Source organism: Parazoarcus sp. PS-13 R2A (assembly GCF_057621855.1).
In genome coordinates, this window is record NZ_JBYEXN010000011.1 from 148,307 (window position 1) to 161,802 (window position 13,496).

Annotated in this window: 8 protein-coding genes; 5 read left to right on the plus strand and 3 right to left on the minus strand. The window is 63.1% G+C overall.

What is annotated here, in order from left to right:
- Nucleotides 1-240: 240 nt before the first annotated feature.
- The 3 genes from AC22G6_RS12240 (at nt 241) to AC22G6_RS12250 (ending at nt 7,262) form a co-directional block, all read left to right on the plus strand.
- A complete protein-coding gene (locus AC22G6_RS12240; protein ID WP_487367003.1) occupies nt 241-4,914 on the plus strand; it encodes a glutamate synthase-related protein in 4,674 nt (1,557 codons plus the stop codon).
- A gap of 2 nt (nt 4,915-4,916) precedes the next feature.
- Nucleotides 4,917-6,383 carry a glutamate synthase subunit beta gene (locus tag AC22G6_RS12245; protein ID WP_487367004.1) on the plus strand — a complete coding sequence of 489 codons (1,467 nt, stop codon included), beginning with the start codon at nt 4,917-4,919 and terminating at the stop codon, nt 6,381-6,383.
- 123 nt (nt 6,384-6,506) lie between these two features.
- Complete coding sequence (locus tag AC22G6_RS12250; RefSeq protein WP_487367005.1) at nt 6,507-7,262, plus strand: sulfite exporter TauE/SafE family protein; 756 nt, start codon at nt 6,507-6,509, stop codon at nt 7,260-7,262.
- A 21-nt stretch (nt 7,263-7,283) separates the two neighbouring features.
- On the opposite strand, the gene AC22G6_RS12255 is transcribed toward AC22G6_RS12250, so the two are convergent.
- Nucleotides 7,284-8,471: an acetate/propionate family kinase gene (locus tag AC22G6_RS12255; protein WP_487367006.1), complete on the minus strand. Its 1,188-nt coding sequence runs from the start codon at nt 8,469-8,471 to the stop codon at nt 7,284-7,286.
- Entirely contained in the window at nt 8,468-9,877 is a 1,410-nt protein-coding gene (locus AC22G6_RS12260; protein WP_487367007.1) for a bifunctional enoyl-CoA hydratase/phosphate acetyltransferase, read from the minus strand. Before AC22G6_RS12260 ends, AC22G6_RS12255 begins: the two co-directional genes overlap by 4 nt.
- Before the next feature lie 189 nt (nt 9,878-10,066).
- On the opposite strand from AC22G6_RS12260, the gene glmU reads away from it, so the two are divergent.
- Nucleotides 10,067-11,425 (plus strand): bifunctional UDP-N-acetylglucosamine diphosphorylase/glucosamine-1-phosphate N-acetyltransferase GlmU, encoded by a 1,359-nt coding sequence (gene glmU, locus AC22G6_RS12265; protein WP_487367008.1) that lies wholly within the window; start codon nt 10,067-10,069, stop codon nt 11,423-11,425.
- Nucleotides 11,426-11,473: 48 nt separating this feature from the next.
- Nucleotides 11,474-13,300 (plus strand): glutamine--fructose-6-phosphate transaminase (isomerizing), encoded by a 1,827-nt coding sequence (gene glmS, locus AC22G6_RS12270; protein ID WP_487367009.1) that lies wholly within the window; start codon nt 11,474-11,476, stop codon nt 13,298-13,300.
- On the opposite strand, the gene AC22G6_RS12275 is transcribed toward glmS, so the two are convergent.
- A partial coding sequence (locus tag AC22G6_RS12275; protein WP_487367010.1) for a hypothetical protein occupies nt 13,287-13,496 on the minus strand: 210 nt, incomplete at its 5' end. The two genes, glmS and AC22G6_RS12275, sit on opposite strands and share 14 nt — an antisense overlap.

Genomic DNA, 13,496 nt, shown 5'->3' on the forward strand with positions numbered 1-13,496 from the left:
AGCTTTACCGCACTGCAAAAAACGCTTGAGTCGAGCGTTTTGCGAGGGTATATTCGAGCATCCGTTTGATGTGTTCGTAGCGATTGACTATCGGATAGTCGATCGTGCAAGCCGGGGTGCCCGCGCGCCCGGCTTTTTTGTGTCCGCATGGTTTACGTGTGCGGGTTTGAGCAGCGGCGAGAGCCGCCCGAACTTCGTCGGCAATTACCCGGCGAGCGTGTTGTTTCGAGGACAAACGAGATGGATCTCCCCCAGAAGCAGGGTCTGTACGATCCCGCGAACGAACATGATGCCTGCGGCGTGGGTTTCATTGCCCACATCAAGGGTAAGAAGTCTCACGACATCATTCTGCAGGGCCTTGAGATCCTGAAGAATCTGGATCACCGGGGCGCCGTTGGTGCAGACCCCCTGCAGGGCGATGGTGCCGGCATCCTGATCCAGATTCCCGATCAGCTTTACCGCGAAGACATGGCGGCCAAGGGTGTCACCCTGCCGGCGCCCGGTGAGTACGGCGTTGCCATGGTGTTCATGCCCAAGGAAGCGGCTTCGCGTCTTGCCTGTGAGGAAGAAATCGAGCGCGCCGTGCGCGCCGAAGGTCAGGTTCTGCTCGGCTGGCGTGATGTGCCGACCAACGCCGACATGCCGATGTCGCCAACGGTCAAGGCTAAGGAGCCGGTGATTCGCCAGGTCTTCGTCGGCCGTGGCCCCGATGTCATGGTGACCGAAGCACTTGAGCGCAAGCTCTACGTCACCCGTCGTCGTGCCGCCAACGCGATCAACGCGCTCAACCTCAAGCACGGTCAGGAGTTCTACATGGTTTCCATGTCGGCCCGCACCGTGAACTACAAGGGTCTGCTGCTTGCGACCCAGGTTGGCGAATACTTCCTCGATCTCGTCGACCCGCGTGCCACCTCGGCGCTGTCGCTGGTGCATCAGCGCTTCTCCACCAACACCTTCCCCAAGTGGAACCTGGCGCACCCGTTCCGCTACATCGCGCACAACGGCGAAATCAACACCGTTCGCGGCAACTACAACTGGATGCGCGCCCGCGAGAAGGGCGTGTCGTCGCCGCTGCTGGGTGCCGACCTGGAAAAGATCTGGCCGCTGATCTACCCCGGCCAGTCCGACTCTGCTGCCTTCGACAACGCACTCGAGCTGCTCGTGATGAGCGGCTACTCGATGGCGCACGCGGTGATGATGATGATTCCGGAAGCCTGGGAGTCGCACACCCAGATGGACGAGAAGCGTCGTGCCTTCTACGAATACCACGCTGCAATGATGGAGCCGTGGGACGGCCCCGCTGCGGTCGCGTTTACCGACGGCCGCCAGATCGGCGCGACCCTCGACCGTAACGGCTTGCGTCCCGCGCGTTATCTCGTCACCGATGACGACCTCGTGGTGATGGCGTCCGAGTCCGGCGTGCTGCCGATCCCCGACAGCAAGATCGTCAAGAAGTGGCGTCTGCAGCCGGGCAAGATGTTCCTGATCGACATGGAGCAGGGGCGCATCATCGACGACAAGGAACTCAAGGACAGCCTGGCCTCGGTTCGTCCCTACACCGACTGGCTGTCGCGTATCAACATCAAGCTCGACGGCCTCGACGTACCTGCCGGTGCCGCAGCTCCCGACTGCGTTGCCAGTCTGCTCGATCGTCAGCAGGCATTTGGCTACAGCCAGGAAGACATCAAGTTCATTCTCGAGCCGATGGGCAAGACGGGCGAGGAAGGCACGGGCTCGATGGGTAACGACTCGCCGCTGGCGGTGCTGTCGTCCCGTGAGAAAGTGCTCTACAGCTACTTCCGTCAGCTCTTCGCACAGGTCACCAACCCGCCGATCGACCCGATCCGCGAGCAGCTGGTGATGTCGCTGGTGTCCTTCATCGGACCCAAGCCGAACCTGCTCGAGATCAACGAGATCAACCCGCCGTTCCGCCTCGAAGTGACGCAGCCGGTGCTGGATTTCGGCGACATGGCCAAGATCCGCAACATCGCGCGCTTCACCAACAACAAGTTCCGTTCCGCAGAGCTGGATATCTGCTATCCGGTCAGCTGGGGCAAGGAAGGCGTGGAGGCACGTCTGGCTTCGCTGTGCGCCGAGGCAGAGAACGCGGTGCTGCAGGGCAGCAACATCCTGATCGTCTCCGACCGCAAGGTCACGGTCGATCAGGTCGCGATCCCTGCACTGCTGGCGCTGTCGGCCATCCATCAGCACCTGGTCACCAAGGGGCTGCGTACCCGTGCGGGTCTGGTGGTCGAAACCGGTTCGGCGCGCGAGACGCATCACTTCGCAGTACTGGCAGGTTACGGTGCGGAAGCGGTGCACCCCTACATCGCCCTCGAAACGCTCCAGCAACTGGCGGGTGACGAGGAAACCGGCGCGAAGTACATCAAGCACTTCGTCAAGGGTGTGGGCAAGGGCCTGATGAAGGTCATGTCCAAGATGGGCATCTCGACCTACATGTCCTACACCGGTGCTCAGATCTTCGAAGCCGTCGGCCTGCAGAGCGCGATGGTGGACAAGTATTTCACCGGCACCACCACGCAGATCGAAGGGATCAGCGTGTTCGAAGTCATGGAAGAGGCGATCCGCCTGCACCAGAAGGCGTTCAGTCCCGACCCTGTGCTGGCGAACATGCTCGACGCCGGTGGCGAGTACGCTTACCGCATCCGCGGCGAAGAACACATGTGGACGCCGGACGCGATTGCCAAGCTGCAGCACTCAACGCGCTCGAACAAGTACGACACCTACAAGGAATACGCCAAGATCATCAACGACCAGAGCCGTCGTCACATGACGTTGCGCGGTCTGTTCGAGATCAAGCCTGCAGGTGCCCCGGTTGCGCTCGACGAAGTCGAGTCGGCCAAGGAGATCGTCAAGCGCTTTGCAACGGGTGCGATGTCGCTCGGTTCGATCTCGACCGAAGCGCACACCACGCTGGCTGTGGCGATGAACCGCATTGGCGGCAAGTCGAACACCGGCGAGGGTGGTGAAGACCCGATGCGCTTCAAGCCGATCACGCAGACGACGAAGCTGTCGCAGATCATCGGCGAAGGCCGGATCGAGCGCGACCTCGAACTGGGCGCCGGCGACTCGCTGCGTTCGTCCATCAAGCAGGTCGCCTCGGGACGCTTCGGTGTCACCACCGAGTACCTGGTCAACGCCGACCAGATCCAGATCAAGATGGCCCAGGGCGCCAAGCCCGGCGAAGGCGGCCAGCTGCCCGGTCACAAGGTGTCCGAGTACATCGGCTTCCTGCGTCACTCGGTGCCGGGCGTCGGCCTGATTTCGCCCCCGCCGCACCATGACATTTACTCGATCGAAGATCTGGCGCAGCTGATCCATGACCTCAAGAACGCCAACTCGCGCGCCGATATCTCGGTGAAGCTGGTGTCCGAGATCGGTGTGGGTACCGTTGCCGCAGGCGTGGCCAAGGCCAAGGCCGATCACATCGTGATCGCCGGTCATGACGGTGGCACCGGTGCGTCGCCGTGGTCGTCGATCAAGTACGCGGGTTCGCCGTGGGAGCTCGGTCTTGCCGAAACCCAGCAGACCCTCGTGCTGAACCGTCTGCGCAGCCGTATCCGCCTGCAGGTTGACGGTCAGATCAAGACCGGTCGCGACGTCGTCGTCGGCGCCCTGCTGGGTGCAGACGAGTTTGGCTTTGCCACTGCGCCGCTGGTCGTCGAAGGCTGCATCATGATGCGCAAGTGCCACCTCAACACCTGTCCGGTGGGTGTGGCGACGCAGGACCCGGAGCTGCGCAAGCGCTTCTCCGGTCAGCCCGAGCATGTGGTCAACTTCTTCTTCTTCATCGCCGAGGAAGTGCGCGAACTGATGGCCCAGCTAGGCATCCGCAAGTTCGACGACCTCATCGGCCGTGCCGACCTGCTCGACATGAAGAAGGGCATCCAGCACTGGAAGGCGCGCGGTCTCGATTACTCGCGCATCTTCTATCGCCCGAACGTGCCGGCCAGCGTGCCGCGTCTGCATACCGAGATCCAGGATCACGGTCTGGAGAAGGCGCTCGACAACGAGCTCATCGCTCTCGCCGCACCTGCGCTCGACAAGGGTGAGCGCGTGTCCATCGACCTGCCGGTGCGCAACGTCAACCGTACGGTGGGCACCATGCTCTCCGGTCGTGTTGCGCAGAAGTACGGTCATGCCGGTTTGCCGGACGACACCATTCACGTCCGTCTGACGGGGACTGCAGGCCAGGCCTTCGGTGCCTTCCTTGCGCGTGGCGTCACGCTTGAGCTGATCGGCGAGGGTAACGACTACGTGGGCAAGGGCCTGTCGGGTGGTCGCATCATCGTGCGTCCGCAAGCCGAGTTCCGTGGCACCACGGCGGACAACATCATCATCGGCAATACCGTGCTCTACGGTGCGACCGAAGGTGAGGTCTATCTGGCGGGTGTCGGTGGCGAGCGCTTCGCGGTCCGTAACTCCGGCGCAACTGCGGTGGTGGAAGGTGTGGGCGACCATGGTTGCGAGTACATGACAGGCGGCACCGTCGTCGTGCTCGGCGAGACCGGCCGCAACTTCGCTGCCGGCATGTCGGGTGGCGTGGCTTACGTGCTTGACCAAGACGGCAGCTTCGAACAGCGCTGCAACATGGCGCAGGTGGCACTTGAGCCGCTGCCCGAGGAAGTCGAGGCGCGCAAGGGTACGGAAGCGGGTGACGACCTCGAGTCGCATGGACGCGTCGCGATCGACCACCTGAGCATGGGCGACGAGCTCATTCTCAAGGGGCTGATCGAGCGTCATGCGCGCTTTACCAGCAGCCCGCGTGCGCGAGAGATTCTCGACAACTGGACGGCGTGGCGGACCAAGTTCGTCAAGGTAATGCCGAATGAATATCGTCGTGCGCTCGCCGAAATGGCCGAGCAGCGTCAGAAGCAACTGGAGGCGGCGTAAAAATGGGCAAGCCAACCGGATTTCTGGAGTATCAGCGTCTGTCGGAGGGCTACGAGCCCGTTCCGGAGCGACTGAAAGGGTACAAGGAGTTCGTGCTTCGTCTTTCCGACGAGGATGCGGCGATTCAGGGTGCGCGCTGCATGGACTGCGGCATCCCGTTCTGCAACAACGGTTGCCCGGTAAACAACATCATTCCGGACTGGAATGATCTGGTTTATCGCGGCGACTGGAAGCAGGCGATCGACGTGCTGCATTCCACCAACAACTTCCCCGAGTTCACCGGCCGTATCTGCCCGGCACCATGTGAGGCGGCCTGTACGCTGAACATCAACAACGAAGCGGTAGGTATCAAGTCGATCGAGCACGCGATCATCGACAAGGCCTGGGATGAGGGCTGGGTGCTGCCGCAACCGGCTGCGGTCAAGACCGGCAAGAAGGTTGCTGTGGTTGGCTCCGGCCCCGCCGGCCTGGCCAACGCCCAGCAACTGGCGCGCGCAGGTCACGACGTGACGGTGTTCGAAAAGAACGACCGCGCGGGCGGTCTGCTGCGCTACGGCATTCCCGACTTCAAGATGGAGAAGGGCCTGATCGATCGTCGTATCGAACAGATGGAGGCCGAAGGGGTCACCTTCCGCACCGGCGTGGTGGTCGGTACCAAGGACATGCCGTCCCGCATCATCTGTGATGCGAAGGAAGTCGTCACCGCCGAGTCGCTGATGGCCGAGTTCGACGCCGTGGTGCTCGCGGGTGGTTCGGAAGTGCCGCGCGACTTGCCGGTTCCGGGGCGTGAGCTCGACGGCGTGCATTTCGCGCTTGAGTTTCTGATCCCGCAGAACAAGCAGGTTGCAGGCGACAGGCCGAATCCGATCTCCGCCGAAGGCTGCAATGTGGTGGTGATTGGTGGCGGCGATACCGGTTCCGACTGCGTCGGCACCAGCTATCGTCATGGTGCCAAATCGGTGACCCAGTTCGAAGTGATGCCGCAGCCGCCCGAGCAGGAGAACAAGGCGCTGACCTGGCCGTACTGGCCGATCAAGCTGCGCACTTCTTCCTCGCACGTCGAAGGTGATACCAAGCGTGAATACGCGATCGGCACCAAGGAGTTCGTCGGCGAGAACGGCAAGCTGACCGGTGTGCGCACTGTTCATCTCGAGTGGAAGGACGGCCGCATGGCGGAAGTCGCTGGCACCGAGAAGGTCTATCCGGCCGAGCGTGTATTCCTTGCCATGGGCTTCACCAATCCGGTGGGCGGTGTGCTCGAAGCGTTCGGTGTGGAGAAGGATGGCCGGGGCAACGCCAAGGCATCGACCGACGGTGAAGGCTGCTACGCAACCAACGTCGCCAAGGTGTTTGCGGCGGGCGATGTCCGTCGCGGCCAGTCGCTGGTGGTGTGGGCGATCCGTGAAGGCCGTCAGTGCGCGCGCGCGGTTGACGAGTTCCTGATGGGTACGAGCGTTCTGCCCCGCTAATCGGCAACACGTTGGACAGGCTCGGACGAGCGCTGTCCGGCGTAGCAACTGATCACGAAGGCGACCCTGCGGGGTCGCCTTCGTTTTTTCCCGGACAATGCAGGGGCTGAGGGAGCGGCAGGAATGGAGATGGATGCAAGCGGCTGGATTGTCACGGCAGTGGCGATTCTCCTGACCGGCATTTCAAAGTCGGGGCTGGGCGGTGCGCTGGGCGGACTCGCCGTGCCTTTCATGTCGATGTGGATCTCGCCGCGTGACGCGGTGGCGGTCGTGCTGCCGATCCTGATTGCGATGGATCTGGTCGGGATTCGTGCCTGGCGTGGCAAGGCTGACATTGGCGACCTCAAACTGCTGATCCCTTCTGCGCTGGTCGGTATTGCGCTCGGTACGCTGGCGTTCGGGGCGATGTCGGATGCGGTGGTGAAAGTGGTGCTGGGCGTGATCTCGATCGCGTTTGCGCTTGATCGGCTGCTGCGCAGGGCAGGGCATGCGGTGTCGGCGACATCGCATGCAGGACGCTGGTTCGGCTGGCTCTGTGGCACTGGGGCGGGATTTACCAGCACGCTCGCGCATGCCGGTGGGCCGCCGTTGATGGCCTACCTGTTGAGCCGCCGGTTGCCGAAGCAGACCTATGTGGCGACCTCGGTGTTCTTCTTCGCGGCCATCAATCTCGCCAAGCTACCCTTCTATATCGGACTGGACCTGTTTTCGCGCGATACCTTGGTGATGTCGGCCACGCTGCTGCCGCTCGTGCCCCTGGGCGTATGGCTTGGCGTGCGTCTGCTGGCAAAGATCCCCGAGCGCCCGTTCTACTTCTTTGCGGTTGCGGCCCTGGGGCTGTCGGGGGTGAAGCTGTTGTGGGACGGACTGCTCGGCTGAGCAGCCCGCCCCGGCGCCGAGTCACAGGCCCAGTACGTCGACCGTGTAGCGGGCAATCATGCCTTCTTCGTTGGTCGGCACCACGGCGACGGCCACCTTGCTGGTCGGGCTGTCGATCCGGCTCGCGTGAGCAGCATTGGCCTCGGGGTCGATGTCGACGCCGATCCAGCCCGACATCTTCGCCACCTTCTCACGCACCTGGGCTGCGTGCTCACCAATGCCGCCGGTGAAGACCAGCGCATCCAGACCACCCGCTGCGGCCGCGAGCGAACCGAGCTCACGTGCGATCCGGTAGCAGTACAGATCGACAGCCTCCATGGCTTCCGGCGCAGCGGACGCGAGCAGGGTACGCATGTCCTGACTGATGCCGGACACCCCGAGCAGCCCCGATTCCTTGTACAGCAGATTGGTCAGGTCCTTGGAGCTCATCCCTTTCTGATCCATCAGGTAGAGCAGTACGCCGGGGTCCAGGCTGCCGGTGCGCGTGCCCATCATCAGCCCCTCGACCGCGGTGAATCCCATTGTCGACGCGACGCTGCGCCCGTCGCGCAGTGCGCACATCGACGAGCCGTTGCCCAGGTGGGCAATCACGACGGCGCCCGAGGCCTTGTCGCCGATCACCGATGGCAGCTGGCGCGCAACGTAGTCGTAGGAAAGACCGTGAAAACCGTAGCGCTTGACGCCCTCGGCGCTGATCTTGCGCGGCAGCGCATAGGCCTGTGCGACCGCCGGCTGCGTGCGATGAAAAGCCGTGTCGAAACACCCCACCTGCGGAATGTCGGGTGCCATGGCTGAAATCGCCTGCACTGCATTCAGGTTGTGGGGCTGGTGCAGCGGCGCCAGCGGCACGAACTTCTTGAGCTTGAGCATGATGTGGCCGTACAGGCGCACAGGCTCGCTGAACAGGTCGCCGCCATGCACGATGCGGTGGCCTGCGGCGGCAATCTCGAGCGCGGGGTTGTGCGCTGCCAGCCAGTCGAGCAAATGGGTAAGCGCGTCGCGGTGCTGCTCGCGCTGGCTCGAAGAGGTGGTCGGGACCGCCTCCTCGAAGCGCTCGCCTGCAGCGCTTTTCGCATTGAATTGCGGCGTGGCGCCGATGCCGTCGATCTGGCCCGACAGGGCGGGGTGTTCGGCCAGCTCGGGTTCGATGGCAAACAGTGCAAACTTCAGGCTGCTCGAGCCTGCATTGAGAACAAGTACGGCTTTCATAGCATGGCCTCGCGCTTGCGGTGGGCCATCAGCTGCGCAATTGCGCACGATGCAGCCCGTGTTTCTGCCGTGTCGGCACGACTGGTGAGCACGATGGGCACGCGTGCGCCGAGCACAACGCCGGCCATCAGCGCATCGGCCAGGTACTCAAGCTGCTTCGCCACCATGTTGCCGGATTCGAGGTCGGGCACCACGAGGATGTCCGCGTTGCCGGCCACTGCCGAGCGGATGCCCTTGGTCTTGGCTGCGACCAGCGACACCGCGTTGTCGAACGCGAGCGGGCCGTCGAGCAGGCCGCCGGTGATCTGCCGGCGATCCGCCATTTTGCACAACGCCGCGGCTTCGATGGTGGAGCGCATCTTCGGATTGACGGTTTCAACTGCGGCCAGAATCGCGACCTTGGGTTCGGGCAGGCCGAGCATGTGGCCGAGCTCGATCGCGTTCTGGATGATGTGAACCTTGTCCTCGAGCGTTGGCTCGATGTTGATCGCCGCGTCGGTGATCATCAGCGGATGCGGGTAGGTCGGCACGTCCGCGAGGAACACATGGCTGATGCGGCGTGCGGTGCGCAGGCCGGTGGCCCTCGATACGACTGCAGCCATCAGCTCGTCGGTGTGCAGCGAGCCCTTCATCAGGGCCTCGATGCCGCCGTCGCGGCACAGGGCGACAGCGGTTTCGGCCGATGCATGGCTGTGCGGTACGTCAACGATCCGGAAACCCTTCAGGTCCAGCCCTTCTTCCTCGGCAACAGCGCGGATCTTCGCCTCGGGGCCAATTAGAATGGGGTCGACCAGGCCGGCCTGTGCCGCCTGAATGGGGCCGCGCAGCGATTCTGCGTCGCACGGGTGCGCAACCGCGATCGGAATCGGCGACATCCCCGCCGTGACCGACAGCAGGTGACGGTAACGCAGTTCGCGATCGGAAATCGTGACTTGCGGCAGCACGACCCGCGCACGCGAGATCTTCTCGGTTGGCGCGGCGACTTCGGCCGTACCGTCGATGACCTTGAGTCCGTCCTGGTTGACCGCGAGGCAATCGAAGATGATGTGGTGATTGTGTTCGAACTTCTCGCGGCAGGTCACCGAAATGGTGAGCGTGTCCCCAATGGTGATGGGGCGCCAGAAGTTGAGCCCCTGCGACACATACACGGTGCCGGGGCCGGGGAATTCGGTGCCGAGCACGGTGGAGATCAGGGTGCTACCCCACATGCTGTGGCCCACGACCTCGCGGAACTGGCTTGAGCGCGCGAACTCGGTGTCGACATGCGTCGGATTGACGTCACCCGACATGGCGGCGAACAGATGGATGTCCTCCGGGCGGAGCGTCCGTACCAGCTGTGCAAAGTCACCGACCTGTATCTCGTCGAAGATGCGGTTCTGGATGAGCGATTGAGCTGCGTGTTCCATATCTGACCCTTTTTGCGTGCATTGCAACAAGCCCATTCTACTTTCAGTATTATTACGGCGGTTGGAATCCGATTGTTTTTAGTGCACTGCAGCACGAACTTCGTATCACTTCGACAACAGGGCACGCGTCACAGGGCGGGGGCATGCCACATGCTAAAATCCGCGTCGATAAATCTCACGGGATGCTCCATGGAAGTCGTGATTCTCGCTGCGGGTCAGGGCAAGCGCATGCGTTCGGTTCTGCCCAAGGTGCTGCAGCCGATTGCAGGCAAGCCGATGCTGGCCCATGTGCTGGGCGCAGCCCGTGAACTTGATGCGAAACGGATTTGCGTGGTGTATGGCCATGGTGGCGAAGTCGTGCGCGAGCGCCTCGACGCCCCTGATCTGTCCTGGGCACTGCAGTCCCCGCAACTGGGCACCGGGCATGCAGTGCAACAGGCCTTGCCGCATCTGACGGACGGCTCGCTTGCGCTCGTGCTGTATGGCGATGTGCCGCTGATCGGCGTGCCGACGCTGCGTCGCCTGGCGCAGGCGGCGGGCAAGAGCCGGCTCGCGCTGCTTACCGTCGAACTCGAACAGCCCACCGGATACGGCCGCATCCTGCGCGATGGCGCGGGTCGAGTGCAGCGCATCGTCGAAGAAAAGGACGCCTCTGATGCCGAACGTCAGGTGCGCGAAGTCAACACCGGCATCCTCGTCGCACCGGTTGCCCGCCTGCGCGACTGGCTGGGGCGTATCGGCAACGACAATGCCCAGGGCGAGTATTACCTGACCGACATCATCGGCATGGCCGTGGCCGAGGATGTCGAAGTGGTCACGGTGCAACCTGACGCCGTGTCCGAAACCCTTGGCGTCAACAGCAAGTCCCAGCTCGCGCAGCTCGAACGCCTGCATCAGGCTGCGATTGCAGGGCGTCTGCTCGATGAGGGCGTGACCCTGATCGATCCCGCCCGCATCGATGTACGTGGCGAACTGATCTGCGGGCGCGACGTCGAGATCGATATCAACTGCGTGTTCGAGGGGCGCGTCGAACTCGGCGATGGCGTGGTCATCGGCGCCAACTGCGTGGTGCGCGACAGCCGTATCGGTGCAGGCACCCGCGTCGCACCGTTTTCGCATCTCGACAGCACCACCATGGGCGAAGCCTGCGTCATTGGCCCCTATGCGCGCACCCGTCCGGGCACGGTGCTTGGTCAGGATGTGCACGTCGGCAACTTCGTCGAGATCAAGAACAGCGTGGTCGCCGATCACTCCAAGGCCAATCATCTGGCCTACGTGGGTGATGCGGATGTCGGTCAGCGCGTGAATATCGGCGCCGGCACCATTACCTGCAATTACGATGGCGCATTCAAGCACCGCACCGTCATCGAGGATGACGTTTTCATCGGCTCGGACACCCAGCTTGTGGCGCCGGTCAGAGTCGGGCGCGGTGCCACGCTAGGTGCGGGCACCACCCTCACCAAGGATGCGCCGCCCGAGCAGCTCACCGTTTCGCGTGCCAAACAGCTCAGCATCAGCAGCTGGAAGAAACCGGTCAAAACCAAGTAACCCTCGTCTGCAGCCGGTCTGCAGCGTCCGGATCAAAGGATCAGCGTCATGTGCGGTATCGTCACAGCAATCGCCACCAACAACGTCGTGCCCGTGCTCCTCGAGGGCCTGCGCAAGCTCGAATATCGTGGCTATGATTCCGCCGGGCTGGCGGTGTTGTCCGGCGAGCTGACCCGCCTGCGCTCGGCCGGCCGCGTTGCAGAGCTTGCGGCGCTCGCGGATCAGGCTGGGCTGTCGGCCAACATCGGCATTGCCCACACGCGCTGGGCAACCCACGGCGTGCCCTCGGAGCGCAACGCCCACCCGCACATCTCGGCGGGGCTTGCAGTGGTGCATAACGGCATCATCGAGAACTTCGAGTCGATCAAGCTCAGCCTGCAGGCGCGTGGCTATGTGTTCGAGTCCGAGACCGACACCGAAGCCATCGCCCACCTCATCCACAGCAAGCTCGCGACTACGCCCGATCTCTTCGATGCGGTGCGTCTGGCAACCAACGAACTGATCGGCGCCTACGCCATCGGCGTGCTGTCCGAGGCCGACCCCTTCCGCGCCATCGTCGCGCGCCGTGGTTCGCCACTGCTGCTCGGTATTGGCGAGGATGGCATGTATGCCGCATCCGATACCGCAGCGCTGCTGCAGGTCACGCGCAAGGTGGTGTATCTCGAAGACGGCGATCTGGCTGAACTGCGTCGCGACAGCTACCGCGTCATGCTGCCCGACGGCTCACCGGTCGAGCGCGAGGTACATATTTCCAGCCTGTCGGCCGATGCGGTCGAGCTGGGTCAGTTCCGCCATTACATGCAGAAGGAAATCTTCGAGCAGCCGCAGGCGCTGGGCAATACGCTGGAGATGATTGCCGGTGGCGGCTCGATCTCGCCGCTGCATTTCGGCGCGCGCGCCCCTGAGGTTTTCGACGGTGTGCGTCGCGTACTCGTACTCGCCTGCGGCACCAGCTACCACGCCGGTCTGGTCGCGCGCTACTGGCTGGAGTCGGTCGCAGGCATCCCGTGCACGGTCGAGATCGCCAGCGAATACCGCTACCGCAAGTCAGTGCCCGAAACCGATACCCTGGTGGTGGTAATTTCCCAGTCGGGCGAAACCGCCGATACCCTGGCTGCGCTCAAGCATGCCAGTGCGCTGGGCATGACCCGCACCCTCGCGGTGTGCAACGTGCCCGAATCGGCCATCGTGCGCGAAGCCGCCCTGCGCTTCATCACCCGCGCGGGCCCCGAAATCGGTGTCGCATCGACCAAGGCCTTCACCACCCAGCTTGCCGCGCTGGCCCTGCTCACCCTGTCGCTGGCCAAGATCAATGGTCGTCTCTCCGAGACCGACGAGGCCGACTACCTCACCGCCTTGCGTCACCTGCCGGTTGCCATCCAGAAAGTGCTTGAGCTTGAACCGCAGATCGAAGCCTGGGCGCAGCGCTTCGCCAGCAAGGAGCACGCACTCTTCCTCGGTCGTGGCCGCCATTGGCCGATTGCGATGGAAGGTGCGCTCAAGCTCAAGGAAATTTCCTACATCCACGCCGAAGCCTATGCCGCCGGCGAACTCAAGCACGGCCCGCTCGCGCTGGTGGACAAGGACATGCCGGTGATCGCAGTTGCCCCGGCCGACGAACTGCTCGAAAAGCTCAAGTCCAACCTGCAGGAAGTCCGCGCCCGTGGCGGAGAACTCTATGTGTTCGCCGACGCCGGCAGCGAGATCCCCGAGTCCGAAGGCGTGCACATCCTGCACATGCCGGAGCACTACGGCATGCTGTCGCCGGTGCTGCACGTGATCGCACTGCAGTTGCTGTCCTATCACGCTGCGCTGGTGAAGGGTACGGACGTAGATAAGCCACGGAACCTGGCGAAGAGCGTCACGGTGGAGTGATCTGGTTGCGATCGGCGCGAGCTTGTTCCTTGCCAATAAAGTCGAAAACGTGGCAATAAAGTTGAAAACGCCCCGGCATCTTGTCGGGGCGTTTTCGTTTGCCTGGATTTACAGGTACCTGACTCCGGATCTGCGCATGGATCGCCGTTCGGGGGGTTCGGCTTTGGGCGACATCCGAGGCTGGCTGGTGATCGGC